Annotated in this window: 14 protein-coding genes; 9 read left to right on the forward strand and 5 right to left on the reverse strand. The window is 64.1% G+C overall.

From position 1 onward, the window contains the following. Positions 1 to 112: 112 nt before the first annotated feature. A complete protein-coding gene (gene mraZ / locus AOT96_RS27790) occupies positions 113 to 544 on the reverse strand; it encodes a division/cell wall cluster transcriptional repressor MraZ (RefSeq protein ID WP_003941779.1) in 432 nt (143 codons plus the stop codon). A 403-nt stretch (positions 545 to 947) separates the two neighbouring features. On the opposite strand from mraZ, the gene AOT96_RS27795 reads away from it, so the two are divergent. Then, on the forward strand, positions 948 to 1,142 hold the full coding sequence (locus AOT96_RS27795; protein WP_003941749.1) for a hypothetical protein: 195 nt from the start codon (positions 948 to 950) through the stop codon (positions 1,140 to 1,142). Here AOT96_RS27795 and AOT96_RS27800 read toward each other — a convergent pair. Then, positions 1,139 to 1,585, reverse strand: a complete 447-nt coding sequence (locus AOT96_RS27800) for a DUF3040 domain-containing protein (protein WP_003941660.1) — start codon at positions 1,583 to 1,585, stop codon at positions 1,139 to 1,141. The genes AOT96_RS27795 and AOT96_RS27800 overlap by 4 nt on opposite strands. 237 nt (positions 1,586 to 1,822) lie before the next feature. Then, positions 1,823 to 2,374, reverse strand: coding sequence for an SAV_6107 family HEPN domain-containing protein (locus AOT96_RS27805; protein ID WP_228401065.1), 552 nt, complete (start codon positions 2,372 to 2,374; stop codon positions 1,823 to 1,825). A gap of 147 nt (positions 2,375 to 2,521) precedes the next feature. Here AOT96_RS27805 and AOT96_RS27810 point away from each other — a divergent pair, with 147 nt between their 5' ends. The 3 genes from AOT96_RS27810 (at position 2,522) to AOT96_RS27820 (ending at position 5,587) form a co-directional block, all read left to right on the forward strand. Further along, positions 2,522 to 3,127 (forward strand): GNAT family N-acetyltransferase, encoded by a 606-nt coding sequence (locus AOT96_RS27810; protein WP_003941672.1) that lies wholly within the window; start codon positions 2,522 to 2,524, stop codon positions 3,125 to 3,127. Next, positions 3,124 to 4,722 (forward strand): phytoene desaturase family protein, encoded by a 1,599-nt coding sequence (locus AOT96_RS27815; protein ID WP_007730076.1) that lies wholly within the window; start codon positions 3,124 to 3,126, stop codon positions 4,720 to 4,722. The genes AOT96_RS27810 and AOT96_RS27815 overlap by 4 nt, the downstream gene beginning before the upstream one ends. 70 nt (positions 4,723 to 4,792) lie before the next feature. Then, positions 4,793 to 5,587, forward strand: coding sequence for an LppM family (lipo)protein (locus tag AOT96_RS27820; RefSeq protein ID WP_231917361.1), 795 nt, complete (start codon positions 4,793 to 4,795; stop codon positions 5,585 to 5,587). A 47-nt stretch (positions 5,588 to 5,634) separates the two neighbouring features. Here the strand turns inward: AOT96_RS27820 and AOT96_RS27825 are convergent, their stop codons facing one another. Further along, positions 5,635 to 6,624: a methylenetetrahydrofolate reductase gene (locus AOT96_RS27825; RefSeq protein ID WP_003941803.1), complete on the reverse strand. Its 990-nt coding sequence runs from the start codon at positions 6,622 to 6,624 to the stop codon at positions 5,635 to 5,637. A gap of 170 nt (positions 6,625 to 6,794) precedes the next feature. Between AOT96_RS27825 and AOT96_RS27830 the strand changes: the two genes are divergently transcribed. The 4 genes from AOT96_RS27830 (at position 6,795) to AOT96_RS27845 (ending at position 12,160) form a co-directional block, all read left to right on the forward strand. Then, positions 6,795 to 7,934 carry a polyprenyl synthetase family protein gene (locus AOT96_RS27830; RefSeq protein WP_007730074.1) on the forward strand — a complete coding sequence of 380 codons (1,140 nt, stop codon included), beginning with the start codon at positions 6,795 to 6,797 and terminating at the stop codon, positions 7,932 to 7,934. A 2-nt stretch (positions 7,935 to 7,936) separates the two neighbouring features. Beyond that, complete coding sequence (crtI, locus tag AOT96_RS27835) at positions 7,937 to 9,529, forward strand: phytoene desaturase family protein (protein ID WP_007730073.1); 1,593 nt, start codon at positions 7,937 to 7,939, stop codon at positions 9,527 to 9,529. Between the two features lie 98 nt (positions 9,530 to 9,627). Next, a complete protein-coding gene (locus tag AOT96_RS27840) occupies positions 9,628 to 11,205 on the forward strand; it encodes an alpha-(1->6)-mannopyranosyltransferase A (protein WP_156778982.1) in 1,578 nt (525 codons plus the stop codon). A gap of 10 nt (positions 11,206 to 11,215) precedes the next feature. Next, complete coding sequence (locus AOT96_RS27845; RefSeq protein WP_007730072.1) at positions 11,216 to 12,160, forward strand: phytoene/squalene synthase family protein; 945 nt, start codon at positions 11,216 to 11,218, stop codon at positions 12,158 to 12,160. Between the two features lie 20 nt (positions 12,161 to 12,180). Here AOT96_RS27845 and AOT96_RS27850 read toward each other — a convergent pair whose 3' ends face one another. Beyond that, complete coding sequence (locus tag AOT96_RS27850) at positions 12,181 to 12,549, reverse strand: Rv2175c family DNA-binding protein (RefSeq protein ID WP_003941747.1); 369 nt, start codon at positions 12,547 to 12,549, stop codon at positions 12,181 to 12,183. A 303-nt stretch (positions 12,550 to 12,852) separates the two neighbouring features. Between AOT96_RS27850 and pknB the strand changes: the two genes are divergently transcribed. Further along, positions 12,853 to 14,916, forward strand: coding sequence for a Stk1 family PASTA domain-containing Ser/Thr kinase (pknB, locus tag AOT96_RS27855; protein WP_083197675.1), 2,064 nt, complete (start codon positions 12,853 to 12,855; stop codon positions 14,914 to 14,916). The last annotated feature ends 22 nt before the right edge of the window (positions 14,917 to 14,938 follow it).

Here is a 14,938-nt window from a genome sequence, read left to right on the forward strand (position 1 = left end):
TCGAGAAGGCGAATGCTTCGAGGTCCCTGCCCGAAGGAGAACCTGGCGCTGGGGAAGTGCGTCAGGGTCTTTCCGGGCAGAGGCCTCGCGGCATTCGCCGGGGGCTCTTCGCCTAGACGATCTCGCTGAGAGATTCGCCTGTTGCCTGCGAATAGTCCTCTTCGTTGTCTCCGAGATACCTCTCCCAGGCTGCTAGATCCCAGATCTCGAGGTAATCGACGGAGCCGGTCACTACGCATTCCTTGGACAGGTTTGCGTAACGCCGATGATCAGCCGAGAGGGTGATTCGCCCCTGGGCATCGGCGTGCTGTTCATCTGTGCCGGCGGCCAGAGCACGGACATACGCCCGAGCTGCCGGATCATTGCGTGGAGCTGCCGCTGCCTTTCGAGCAAGCTTGACGAACTCGTCCCGGGGGTAGATGGCGAGGCTGTGATCCTGACTCTTGGTGATCATCAATCCTCCTGCCAGTTCGTCTCGGAACTTTGCCGGCAACGTGAGCCGACCTTTGTCGTCGAGCTTCGGCGTGAAGGTACCGAGGAACACTCGACACCTCCTGCGAGCTTGCGCTGAAACCCTCCCTATCGAGCGGATCGTGCTTCAGCTCTCCGCCCGAACCCACAGTACCCCACTTTCCCCCACAAACAAGGAGCACATGGTCCCTATTCAGCATCATTTGCTGATAAATAGCAGGTCAGCGCAGGTGGGGAGACGTGGGGGAAATTTGTAACCGTGTCCCGGCCCACACCGCCGTCAGATCGACCCTTTACGCCACGATCTGTTGCTCCCCCACACAAAATCGCAGTACAAGCGCGGTTTTCGAATAGACGTGAGCGGGACGAGGTCTGGTCGTGCGTTGCAGTTCGACCAGGGTGGAGGAAAGTGGAGGGCCGAGTGGAGCGAAGTGGAGGAAGCCCGCGGGCATGCCCTGAGGCAGCAGGAGTGGCGAGTGATTCGCTCGCACGTCACTGATTCACTCGATGGATTGCCGGCGCACACGTACAACACCCACAGCAACGGCGTGTGGCGGTCGGCAACCTTGGTTGCCGACCGCCACACGTGTGGTCGTCCGTGCCCTGAAGAGGGCGTCACGTCCGAACTGCATCACTCTCGAAGTACGCCCGAAGAAGGGCGGGAGAGCTAGTCCTGCTCGAACCTGCGTTTGAATCGATCTTCCATCCGCGACGAGAATCCGCCGCCAGACTTCCGGCCGCGTCCCCGCCCGGATCCGCCGGCACTACCCCTACCCGGCGGACCGGAGGGATGATTGCCACCTTCGGAAGCGGAGTCGGCGGCCGGCGCAGACTTACGTCCACCACCCCAGAGGAACAACACCCCTGCGCCGAACATGAACAAGAAACCGAACAGGCTGATGATCGGAAAACCGCCCGGCTTGAGCGGGAGTGCAACCCCCGCGATCAGCAGGACCAGACCCAGCACGAATAGAGCCGCTGCTTGGAACCGCCGTCTACTCGACGGCGCCCGCATACGGCCGCCCCTCACATTGGAGGCGAACTTGGGGTCTTCGGCATAGAGAGCGCTCTCGATCTGATCGAGCATGCGCTGCTCGTGCTCGGAGAGTGGCACGGTACCTCCCCCGGCACTGGAAGTTTGGCAACCACCCCACGGTGTGAGGCGGCGGGTAATCAAGTTGGACGATTACCTGTTTTCATAATACGAGCAGTTTAGGTCTCGGACCACCAACTCCGGGTACGAGTTCCGCCACAAGCGTACGTATTCGTGCCGAAGGGCCCCGATTCGGCTCCATTTGCCTGTGCGGACCAGGAAATTCCCCGGAAACAACTGCCGACACGGACCATTTGTTCACGACGCTCGCAAATGCTCGGACGCGTCCTGACCGATGAAATCTTCGACCGCCGTGAGAAAACGGCCGACCTCGGCGAAGAATGCGTCGGAATCGGAGTCCGTGATCACGATCGACACGCCGGTTTCCACGGCCGCACGCGTAGAGGACCACCCTGCGAAGAACTTCGACCACGCTCCGAACGCGGGCGCTGCGGCGTCCATCAGAACCCACGCGTTTCCGCTTCGCTTGCGCTTCGAGCCGGCACCGGCAGGAGCTGCGGCCAACACTGCCCCGGCACCACGTAGGGCCGCCAGGTAGGCACACCGGAACCGGTCGGCAGGATCGCCCGCCCCAATCGCTTCCTCAAGAAGCGCATCCGCCTTCCGGAGCAGCCCCCACGCCACACCGGACTTTCCCACTCGAGCAGTGCGGTGGCTGGCGTCCGTCGCGCCGAAGGACCGCCTCGCCGACATCGGCAATCGAGAAATTGCGGCATCCGACGGACTCGACAACTCGGCAGGAAGAGTTCGTTGGCACTTCACACGTTCAGGCTTCACACGCTCGGACATCGGGGCACCTCCTGCACCGTGAGGATCCAAGACCAGGTGGGCCGGAGATGCCCGCTTCCCTTCGGGCATCTCCGGATCACCCACATCGAACATCTGTTCGACCTATTCAATATAACTGCACCCACCGACACGCCGTCAAGAGAAGAGGTGAGACCGGTCGACCCGCAGATCGCCTGGACACCACATACGGTCGACCTCGATCGCGCAGAATTCGCGAGTCGACTCCACGAGGCACTGGCCGTGTACGTCACCGCGATGGACTATCCGCGAGGAACCGAGTTCCATCGCGCACCGATGTGGCAGGAGCACGCGAACCGGCCTGGCTGGAAGGCCGTCGGCGCATTGGCGGTTCCTCAGCAACCGTCACACGAAAATCTGCCGCTGGTGGGGATCGCTTACGGGTATCGCGGGAGCCCGGACCAGTGGTGGCATCAACAGGTACTGCACGGGCTTCGGCGCTCGGGTCGTCCCCAGAGCGAGATCGACGCGATTCTGAGCGACTACTTCGAACTCACCGAACTCCACGTGCATCCGAACGGACAAGGTCACCGGTTGGGCGAATCGCTATTGCGTCACCTCCTCGTCGATCGACCCGAACGTAGTGTGCTGTTGTCGACACCCGAGGTGTACGACGAGGACAACCGAGCCTGGCGGCTGTACCGTCGCCTCGGCTTTCGTGACGTGCTCCGCAGATTTCGTTTTGCCGGCGACAACCGGCCGTTCGCAGTCCTCGGCCGTGGACTGCCGCTGTGAGCGCGCTTCTCGACGCCGTCGTCGTCGGCTCCGGACACAACGCGCTCGTATCGGCCGCCTACCTCGCACGCGAGGGTTGGTCGGTCGAGGTTCTGGAGAAGGACACGGTTCTCGGCGGCGCCGTCTCGACCGTCGAGCGATTTCCCGGATACAAGGTGGACCGGGGGTCGTCGGCACACCTCATGATCCGACACAGCGGCATCATCGAGGAACTCGGACTCGGCGCGCACGGACTGCGCTACATCGACTGTGACCCGTGGGCGTTCGCGCCGCCCGCCCCGGGCACCGACGGGCCGGGCATCGCGTTTCACCGCGACCTCGACGCAACCTGCTGGTCCATCGAACGAGCATGCGGGACAAAGGACGCCGACTCCTACCGGCGATTCGTCGCGGTCTGGTCGGAGCGCAGTCGACATGTCATGAAAGCGTTTTCCGCACCGCCCACCGGATCGAACCTGATCGGTGCGTTCGGAGGTCTCGCCACCGCACGCGGCAACAGCGAACTGTCTCGGCAGTTCCTCGCGCCTGGCGACGCACTGCTCGACGAGTATTTCGACAGTGAGGCACTCAAAGCAGCGCTTGCGTGGTTCGGCGCCCAGTCCGGGCCTGCGATGTCGGAACCGGGAACCGCTCCGATGGTCGGCTTCGCGGCCCTCATGCACATCTTGCCGCCAGGGCGAGCAGTCGGTGGAAGCGGCGCACTGAGTGCTGCGTTGGCCTCCCGGATGGCTGTCGACGGCGCCACGGTCGCGCTCGGTGACGGCGTGACGTCGATCCGTCGAAACTCGAGTCACTGGACCGCCACAACCGAGAGCGGTCGAGAAGTTCACGCTCGCAAGGTAATCGCCGGGTGCCACATCCTGACCACGCTCGACCTCCTGGGCCGAGGGGGCTTCGACCGAACCACGCTCGATCACTGGCGGCGGAAAATCAGGGTCGGCCCCGGCATCGGCGCGGTACTTCGACTGGCGACATCCGCGCTTCCGTCGTACCGCGGCGACGCCACGACACGGGAAAGTACCTCGGGATTGCAATTACTCGTCTCCGATCGCGCACACTTGCGCACGGCACACGGCGCAGCACTGGCGGGGGAACTTCCTCCTCGCCCTGCGGTTCTCGGAATGAGTTTCAGCGGAATCGATCCCACGATCGCCCCGGCCGGGCGGCATCAGGTGACACTGTGGTCGCAGTGGCAGCCGTATCGCCTCAGCGGACATCGCGATTGGGCATCGGTCGCCGAGGCGGAGGCCGACCGGATCGTCGGCGAGATGGAGGCTTTCGCACCCGGGTTCGCCGATTCCGTCCTCGACCGATTCATTCAGACTCCCCGGGACATCGAGTCGGAATTGGGGATGATCGGCGGAAATGTCATGCACGTCGAGATGTCACTCGATCAGATGATGTTGTGGCGACCGCTTCCGGAACTGTCCGGCCATCGCGTTCCGGGAGCAGACGGGTTGTATCTGACCGGAGCATCGACTCATCCCGGTGGCGGTGTGTCCGGAGCCAGCGGTCGCAGTGCGGCTCGAATCGCACTGTCGGACAGCCGCCAGGGCGCGACTCGTCGTTGGATGCGTCGTTCGAGCAGGTCGTGAAGGTCACCCGCCGAACTTCACCCGCCGACACGCCCCCGCCTCGATGACTGGCTACGCCACGGCTGGCACGATGACCACTGTGCAACAGTCCACCGATCCCGCCGCCAAGCCGACCAGTCGGAAACGTTTCCTGACGGTTGCCGCGCTCGCCCTCATGCTTGTTCCCTTGCTTGCCGGGTGCATCCGCGTGCAGGTGTCGATGGGAGTGTCCGCGAACGATCGTGTGACCGGACAGGTGGTAGCTGCCGCTATTCCGGCGAACGAGGCGGACAAGGGTCCGCAGCTGACCCCACCTTCGTCGCTGGAGGACAAGATACGGGTTCAGGAGTACAAGAAGGACGGGTACGTCGGCAGCCAGGCGTTCTTCAGCGACTTGTCCTTCGGTGACGTCGCCCAACTGGGCTCCATGTACGCCGAGGGGTCCGGGTCGTTCCAGATCACCCTCAAGCGATCCGGGGACACCGTCACGCTCGACGGCAAGGCAGACCTGAAGACGGTTCCGACTCAGGGCGCCGACGTCCAGGTCAGCATCGCCTTCCCGGCACGGGTCGGCACGACCAACGGAACACGAGACGGCGATTCCCGGGTGTCGTGGACCTTGCCCGCCGGCGAGGTGTCGACAATGCGCGCCGAGGTCAACTACGCGGACCCAAGCACCCGAAGCTTCGCCGGGTGGGCAGGAATCATGGCCGGGGTGGCGCTCGGTGTCGCGATTGTCGTCGGTGCGATGGCCTGGATGGCGCGCAATCGAGCACCGATCAAGCGCGCGCCCGCCGCGAAAGCACCGGTCATGAAGACGCCTGTCACGAAATCACCTGTCAGCAAGCAAGCTGACAACAGGAATCCGAAAAACACCGCGAAGTAGCGCCTGGCGATTGCCCCCTCGATTGGTGTCGAGCGGGGCAACCGGGATCAGACGGCTTGTGCTGTCCCGACAGAGGTGTCGGGGGTGAGACCGAGTCGCTCGAGGACCTCACTGGTGGCGCGCGCGAAGTTCAGCGTGATGAAGTGCAGGCACGGAGCGCCTTCGGCGATCAACCGCTCACCCATCTCGGTGGCCAGATCGATGCCGAGTTCGCGGACCGCTGCACGGTTCTCGTCCGGACCGCTTCCGGCCGCGGCGTCGAATCGACGCTCGAGAGCGGGGGGCAATGACGAGCCCGAGAGCTCGAGCATGCGCCGCACCGAGCGTAGCGACGTCACCGGCATGATCTCCGGGATGATCGGCTTGGCGCCCTGTTCTGCGTCGTACGCACTCACCCGGTCACGAAGACGCAGGTAGTCCTCCACGTCGAAGAACATCTGTGTGATCGAGTACTCGGCGCCGGCACGCAACTTCGACACCAGGTACTTCGTGTCGTATGCCAAGTCCGGAGCGCGGTAGTGCCCCTCGGGGAACGATGCGACGCCGACGTGGAAGTCGCCCAGGTCACGGACCATCCGCACGAGTTCCTCGGCGTACTCGACGCCTTCGGGATGCTTCTTCCACTCGCCGAGCGGATCGCCGGGCGGATCGCCGCGCAATACGAGGATGTTGCTGATCCCACGATCGGCGTAGGCACCGACCATGGCGCGAAGCTCTTCGGTGCTGTGTGAGACAGCAGTCAGGTGAGCAACCGGCAGCAGGGTCGTCTCTTCGGCAAGTTCGCCGGTGACACGCACCGTACGATCGCGCGTCGAGCCACCTGCGCCGTAGGTCATCGAGACGAACGCCGGTCCGAGCCGCTCGAAGGTACGCACCGCACGCCACAGGCGCGCTTCGGCGTCCGCGTCACGCGGCGGCGAAAACTCGACCGAGAACGGAATACGGCTACCTGTCGAGGAAGCGATCCGATCGACGATCGACGGTGTTCGGGTGGCCCACCCCTCGCTTGAGCGGCCCCTGACTGGATCGAATGTCACCGGTCAAGCATATGTTTTCCAGCTGCAAACAAGCTCATCGCCCAGTACTGCGTATCCCGAATGTCAGGATCGCGCAGTTCACGGCCCGACCCGCCGTTGATTCCAACCCCTACTAAGCTGGGCCCCAAGCTCGCTTCCGTGTAACCATCCGGCGCGAGAACATACCGATCTTGGAGGCCACCCTGTCCGCAGGAACCGCGCGCGTTGGACAGAGTTCGACCAACACCGCACCGCATCCGACCTCACTCGAACTGCCAGGTCTGTTCGAAGCAGCGCTCCGCGACTTCTTCGCTTCACGCCGCGAACTCGTCTCGAACATCGGCGGTGGATACGAGGAGGCCGTCAGCACCCTCGAGGCCTTCGTCCTGCGCGGAGGAAAGCGCGTCCGACCGTCGTTCGCCTGGACGGGATGGCTCGGCGCCGGAGGCGACCCGAACGGTAAGGACGCAGACGCGGTGATTCGTGCGTGCGCGGCCCTCGAACTGGTGCAGGCCTGCGCGCTCGTGCACGACGACATCATCGACGCATCAACGACCAGGCGCGGCTTCCCGACCGTTCACGTCGAATTCGAGGACCAGCACCGAGGCGAGGAGTGGAGCGGCGATTCCGCGCACTTCGGCGAGGCCGTCGCCATTCTCCTCGGCGACCTGGCCTTGGCCTGGGCTGACGACATGATCCGAGAATCCGGGATCAGCCCCGACGCGGCCGCACGAGTGAGCCCGGTCTGGTCGGCAATGCGCACCGAGGTGCTCGGTGGCCAATTCCTCGACATCAGCAACGAAGCCCGAGGCGACGAGACCGTCGAGGCAGCCATGCGGGTCAACCGCTACAAGACCGCCGCGTACACGATCGAACGCCCACTGCACCTCGGCGCCGCGCTGTTCGGTGCGGACGCCGAGTTGGTCGATGCCTACCGGACCTTCGGCACGGACATCGGTATCGCCTTCCAACTTCGCGACGACCTGCTCGGTGTCTTCGGAGATCCGTCCGTCACGGGCAAACCGTCGGGCGACGATCTCATCGCCGGTAAGCGAACTGTCCTGTTCGCGATGGCGCTTGCCCGCGCCGACGCCGCAGATCCGGCGGCAGCAGAACTGCTCCGCAACGGAATCGGCACCCAGCTGACCGACACCGAGGTCGACACTCTGCGCCAGGTGATCACCGATCTGGGCGCCGTCACCGACGTCGAAACGCAGATCGACACCCTCGTCGAGGCAGCTGCGAACGCCCTCGACTCGAGCACGGCAACGGCAGAGTCCAAGGCTCGCCTGACCGACATGGCGATCGCGGCCACGAAGCGAAGCTACTGACTGTGGCACACGTGCACCGCACTCGAACCGTCAGCTCGCCGACCGATCGAGTCGTGATCGTCGGCGCGGGACTTGCCGGACTGTCTGCGGGGTTGTATCTGCGTGGCGCCGGCCGCGACGTCACGATTCTCGAGAGCAACAGCTCGGTCGGTGGGCGAGTCGGTGTCTACCAGGGCAATGACTACAGCATCGACAACGGCGCAACGGTGCTCACGATGCCCGAACTCGTCGAAGACGCGCTTGCCGCCGTCGGTGCCGACCCAGCCTCGACAAACCCCAAATTCGTTGTGCACAAGCTCGACCCGACGTACCACGCGCGATTCGCAGACGGCACCGCTCTCGATGTCCACGCCGATCCAGAAGACATGGCTGCCGAGGTCTCCCGTGTCTGCGGGCCGGAAGAAGCGCAGCGATACCGTGCGTTGCGGCGATGGCTGAACCGGATCTTCGACGCGGAATTCGACCGCTTCATGGACGCCGACTTCGATTCTCCCCTCGGACTGGTCAATTCGCGTGACGCAGTCAAAGATCTGAGCCGGCTCGTCGCACTGGGAGGATTCGGGAAACTGGGCGGGCAGGTGGATCGCAAGATCCGCGACCCTCGCCTCCGGCGGATCTTCACCTTCCAAGCGCTGTATGCGGGCGTTGCTCCGTCTCGGGCCCTCGCGGTGTACGGGGCGATCGCTCACATGGACACCTCACTCGGCGTCTACTTCCCCGAGGGCGGGATGCGCACGATCGCCGAGTCGATGGCCGACGCCTTCACCGAGGCCGGCGGAATTCTGCATCTCGGCCGCACTGTCGAACGCCTCGAGGTGAGCGATCGGCGCGTGCACACCGTTCACACACGCGACGGCGAGCGCTTCTACTGTGACGCCGCCGTCCTCACTCCCGACATGGCCGTCACGGACTCGCTGTTGCGCCCGCATACGCGATTGCGTCCGCGCCCGGTGCGTACATCGCCGTCCGCTGTCGTGATTCACGGCACTGTTTCCTCCGCGGTCGCCGACGAATGGCCCGCGCAGCGACACCACATGATCGACTTCGGCGAGGCGTGGAAGCGTACCTTCGCCGAGATCACGGCACGCCGCGGCCGCGGGCGACTGATGAGTGATCCGTCACTGCTCGTCACCCGACCGGCACAGACCGATCCGAGCCTGGCCTTCTCGCGAGACGGCCGAATCCGTGAACCGCTGTCAGTCCTCGCGCCGTGCCCGAATCTGGACAGTGCAAGGCTCGACTGGGAAGTTCTCGGCCCGGCCTACGTGCGTGAAATCATCCTCACGCTGCAAGAACGTGGCTACACGGGACTGGTGGAGGGGTTCGATATCGATCACATCGACACCCCGCAGACCTGGCTCGAGAAGGGCATGGCCGCGGGTAGCCCGTTCGCGGCGTCACACACCTTCACCCAGACGGGGCCGTTCCGACGCAAGAACCTCGCCCGCGGCTTCGACAACGTCGTTCTCGCCGGATCGGGAACCGTTCCGGGGGTGGGAGTACCGACCGTTCTGCTGTCCGGACGACTCGCCGCCGAACGTATTACCGGTACACGGGAGCGAGCCAGCGCGGTGGGCACTCGTGCGAGCAACTAAACTAGCCCCTCGTAACCGACCATTCATCCACGATTCACCGACTCGGGCGCTGCATGCGCCGATCGACACCGATCTCCTCGGGGGAGGAACCTGCACCGATGACGTCCTCTGCCGCAGCCACTGAAAGACCGTGGCACCTAAGGGCCGCCAATTTCCTTCGGACTCCCGAAGGTCACAGTGCACTGCTCGGTTTCTTCGGCGCAGTCATGATCACTTTCGGCGGATTCGGTGCCGGTAGCGTCCGGCGCCAAGATCCGGTGCTCGAGTCGATGCATCTGTCCTGGCTCCGTTTCGGCCACGGATCGATTCTGTCGGCGGCCATCGTCTGGATCGGTGTCCTGTGCATGATCGCCGCCTGGGTTCGACTGGGCCGCTCGACTCTGCGCGGTGACGTCTCGTTGCGCGGATTGCGCTACGTCGTCCCGGTCTGGACGTTTCCGCTGCTGTTCGCGGTGCCCATGTTCAGCCGTGACGCCTACTCCTACCTGGCGCAAGGCGCGTTGTTGCGCAACGGCTTCGACCCGTATGCCGTCGGCCCCGTCGTCAATCCGGGAATCCTGCTCGACAACGTCTCAAACGTGTGGACGACGACAACTACCCCGTACGGTCCGGTTCACCTTCTCCTTGCCGACGCCATCGTTCGGCTGACCGGTGAGAACGTCATCGCCGGCACGATGCTGTTGCGGATCACGATGCTCCCCGGACTCGCCCTGATGATGTGGGCCGTTCCCCATCTCGCGACGAAGCTCGGCGGAAACACCTCGATCGCCCTGTGGCTCGCAGTACTCAATCCCCTCGTCCTGATCCACCTGATCGGCGGCGTTCACAACGAGATGCTCATGGTCGGCCTCATGGCCGCAGGCATTGCGCTCGCTCTCGAACGCAAGCACCTCTTCGGCATCGGGCTGATCGCGCTCGCCGTCGCGATCAAGGCAACCGCAGGCGTCGCACTTCCCTTCATAGTCTGGATCTGGATGATCCACGAGCGGGAGGACGCCGCAGCGGCCGGGCGAGAACCGGCGTCACCGATCCGATCGTTCGTCAAAACGGCCGGCGCAGGTTTCGCGGTGTTCGTGGCGGTACTCGGATCCACCTCACTGATCGCCGGAGTCGGCCTCGGCTGGACGACGGCACTCTCCGGTTCGGCAAAGATCATCAACTGGCTCTCGCTGCCCACGATCGTGGCGCACATCGGAACCATGGCAACCTCCTGGTTCGCCGGCGACCATTTCAACGACATCCTCGAAGTCTCCCGGACCATCTCGGCGGTTGTGTTGATCGCGATCATCGCCGTCGTGTGGTGGCGCTACCGCAAGACCGAGCGCGACGCCGTCATGGGCATCGTGATCGTGATGGTCGCCATCGTCGTTCTGTCCCCCGCAGCACTCCCCTGGTACTACTCCTGGCCACTGGCAGTAGCTGCCGGTTTCGCAATGTCGCCGACGACTCTCGCCGTACTGACCGGGCTGTCCACCTGGCTGATGCTGGTGTTCCAGCCGGACGGATCGATCGGCCTCTACACCTTCCCGCACGTGGCTCTGGCCATCGTCGCTGCCGTGATCGCGGCGATGTCCTTGCAGACGGAAGACCCACTGCGACTTCGTGGACGCAAACACGAGAAACCGATCGAAATGACGTCAGCCGCCTCGGCGCCCTCGACGTCAGGATCTGCGTGATCCGCGTGTCATGAACGCACTGCCTGCGTCCTATGAATTCTGCGAGGACGTGACGAGGGAACACGGCCGAACGTACTTTCTGGCCACCCGGTTGTTGCCCGTACCTCGACGCCGCGCAGTTCACGCGCTCTACGCATTTGCTCGCGTCGTCGACGACATCGTGGACGAACCCTCGGGTCCGCATGAACGAGGCACGGTGCTCGCCGACGTCGAACGTGCAGCCGTCAACGCACTCGACAACCCCACTGCGACAGGTGGCTTCCCGTCGACGGTTCCCCTCGACCTGACACGCGTACTCCCGGCCTTCGCGGATGCTGTGAAGACGTTCGACATCCCGCGCGCATATTTCGACGCCTTCTTCGAGTCCATGCGGATGGACGCCCCCGACACGGCGAAGTTTCGACCCGTTTACAACACGATGGACGAACTCAGCGAGTACATGTACGGCTCTGCCGTCGTCATCGGTTTGCAGATGCTCCCGATTCTCGGAGTGAGCGTTCCGCAGCAGGAAGCGGTAGTGCCCGCGTCGAATCTCGGTGAGGCGTTTCAGCTGACCAACTTCATCCGCGACGTCGGTGAAGACCTCGACCGGGGACGTCTGTATCTACCGGCGGGCGAGTTCGCCGCATTCGGGGTCGACATCGAGATGCTCGAGCACGGGCGCAGAACCGGAACGGTGGACGTTCGGGTCAAGCGCGCGCTGGCACACTTCATTGCCGTGACGCGGGGGCGGTATCGGTCTGCCGAATCTGGCATCCCGATGCTCGATCGGCGGGTCCAGCCGTCGATCCGCACGGCTTTCGTGTTGTACGGAGCAATTCTCGACCAGGTCGAGCGCGCCGACTTCCGGATACTGCATCGACGTGTGTCCGTTCCAGGACGCACGCGACTTCGAGTCGCTGCGCCGGGTCTGGTCCGGTCGGCAACCTACGCGGCGAAAAACCGCATGCGGTGAGTTGTCAGAAGGCCGGCAGCTCAGAAAGCCATGGCCTGTGCGCGGCGGATGACCTCACGCGCGAGATCACCATGCAGTGCGTCCACCGGGCGCCCCGGCAGGGAATCGTCGGCCAGGAACAACCAGCGGAGGATTTCGACATCGGTGTAGCCGCCGTCGTGCAGCACCGCCAGCAGACCGGGCAGCCACTTGACGATCTGGCCGTCCTCGCCGAAGAACACTTCGGGGACACCGAGAACGCCATGCCGCTTGACTGCGATGATCTTGTGATCGCGAAGCAACTGGTGAACCTTGCTCACCGGCAACCCGACGTTCTTCGCCACATCCACCAGCTGGAACAGGGAAACCGAAGAATCCAGGACATCATCACAATAAGGAATCGCGCTCACCGCGAGAAGTTTATCCGGTCCGGCGAGCCCGCTGTGTACCGCCCGGTGCAGTGCTCGAAACTGCCGCTCCGCTCAGGTCACAGCGCTCTGTGACGTTCTCGAGACTTCCGCGTCGGTATCGCTGGCTACGATGGACGGGATGCGGCGTATCAGTAACCGGGATTTCGCGGTGGATGTAAATGGGCGCCCTCACTGCGGGAGCCAGTACGCGGTAAACAACCACCCACATGCCGACAGCTACCACCTAGACCGCAAGCACGCAGATCGCAAGCACGGAGGAATAGTCATTACGGAGGTCGAGGGTTGATCGGCGAAATGCTCGAGCGCCGCTATCGAGTGGACGCACCGATCGCGCGCGGCGGTATGTCGACCGTGTATCGAGGCCTCGATACACGGTTGGATCGACCTGTCGCGATCAAGGTGATGGACCCGCAATTCGCCGGCGATCCAGCGTTCCTGACTCGTTTCGAGTTCGAGGCCCGGGCCGTGGCCCGACTCAAGCATCCGGCCCTTGTGGCCGTCTACGACCAAGGCAGCGATCGCAATCACGTGTTCCTCGTGATGGAACTCGTCGACGGTGGAACCTTGCGTGAACTCCTTCGTGAGCGCGGACCGATGCCGCCACACGCAGTCGCTGCAGTCGTGGCACCTGTCCTGGACGCGTTGGCGGTGGCGCATCGAGCGGGACTGGTTCACCGTGACGTCAAACCCGAGAACATCTTGATCTCGGACACCGGCGAAGTGAAGATCGCCGACTTCGGATTGGTGCGTGCAGCTGCGGCAGCAACCACCACCTCCAACAGCGTGATCCTCGGCACCGCGGCCTATCTGTCGCCGGAACAGGTGACGTCAGGAATTGCCGACACTCGAAGCGACGTCTACTCGACCGGTGTGTTGATGTTCGAACTTCTCACCGGTACAACACCGTTCACCGGCGATACGTCACTCTCCATCGCCTACCAACGCATCCACGACGATGTCCCGCGCCCAGGTTCACGTATCCCCGGTGTACCGGCGCAGTTCGATCGTCTGGTTGCCGAAGCCACTCACCGCGAGCCCGCACATCGTTTCGCCGACGCCGGTGAGATGGCAGCTGCACTTCGCAGTGTGAGCGAGCAACTGGAACTTCCGTCATACCGCGTTCCCGCTCCGCGTCGAAGCGCCCAGCACCAGAGCGCGCAAGTTGCCCCGGCCCGGCCACAACCGGCGCCCGCGCCTCCCACGGAGGTACACCCGAACTCTGCTGCGCGCCCGAACCCTGCTGCCACGACGGTATTGGCGTCCGACGTGGCCCCGGCTGTGGCAGCCACCACGGCGCTCGGCACGGGCTCTCCTCCCCCTGGCGGTATCCAGCACACTCGCGCGGTCACCGCACAAACTGCTCGTCCGGCGACGGTCGACGGTGACTCGGATTTCGACGACGGTTCCGATTTCGGCGACGACCACCCGGGGCACGACGATCCGCATGCTCATTTTGTCGAGGCACGTCGTAAATCGCGACGAGCCACCCTGATCTGGCTGCTCGTCATCGCGGTCCTCGCGCTCGCGTTGGGCTTCGGCGGATGGTGGATGGGATCTGGCCGCTATACAGCCGTTCCCTCGATCGACGGGCTGACCAAGGACACTGCGGTCACCGCTCTGCAGGACGCCGGGCTCTCCCCCGACGTCCAGGGTCAGTACTCCGACGCCCAACCCATCGACACGGTGATCGGGACAGACCCGGCCTCCGGCTCGAGGGTTACCAAAGGCTCGACCGTGGCGTTACTGACTTCGCTCGGGCGTCCGACTGTCCCGCCCATTCCGGCCGGCGGCGACGTCTCGGCCCTGGGCGCACAACTCGCCGACCGCACTCTCGTCGCGGTCGACGGCGGGGACACATTCAGCTCCAAGATCCCGATCGGCGGCGTGGCCGCGCTCGACCCGGCACCGGGAACCGAAGTTGCCGTGGGCTCCTCGGTCAAGGTCATCACGTCCAAAGGGTCACCGCCCGTAGACATTCCCGATGTGAAGGGCATGTCCGAGAACGCTGCGCGCGCCGCCCTCGACAAGGTAGGCATCTCAGTCAGCACCACCAGAACAACGTTCGACGACGCCGTCGAGGGCGGTAGCGTGATCGGCACCGATCCCGCAGTCGGGTCCTCCGTCAACGCCGGCACCTCCGTGGTTCTCCTCATCTCCGATTCCGTCAAGGTTCCCTCGCTGATCGGCCGCTCCGTCTCCTCAGCACGCGAAGAACTCGGCCGCCTCGGCCTCGAGATCACCGTGCGTCAGCTCACCCAGAACGACAGCTCGGTCATCATCAGCCAGAGCGTCAAGAACGACCTCGTTGCCAAGGGCACCGACATCAGCGTCGTCGCAATTCCCTGACAGTCCGCTTCGGCCTAATCTG

Source organism: Rhodococcus sp. 008, assembly GCF_001682295.1.
Classification (GTDB): domain Bacteria; phylum Actinomycetota; class Actinomycetes; order Mycobacteriales; family Mycobacteriaceae; genus Rhodococcus_F; species Rhodococcus_F qingshengii.

Excerpts from the sequence above, each read along its gene's own strand:
- AOT96_RS27805 (WP_228401065.1), bottom strand. The coding sequence starts at position 2,374 with ATGTCCGAGCGTGTGAAGCCTGAACGTGTGAAGTGCCAACGAACTCTT.
- AOT96_RS27820 (WP_231917361.1), top strand. The coding sequence starts at position 4,793 with ATGACCACTGTGCAACAGTCCACCGATCCCGCCGCCAAGCCGACCAGT.
- AOT96_RS27840 (WP_156778982.1), top strand. The coding sequence starts at position 9,628 with ATGACGTCCTCTGCCGCAGCCACTGAAAGACCGTGGCACCTAAGGGCC.
- AOT96_RS27845 (WP_007730072.1), top strand. The coding sequence starts at position 11,216 with ATGAACGCACTGCCTGCGTCCTATGAATTCTGCGAGGACGTGACGAGG.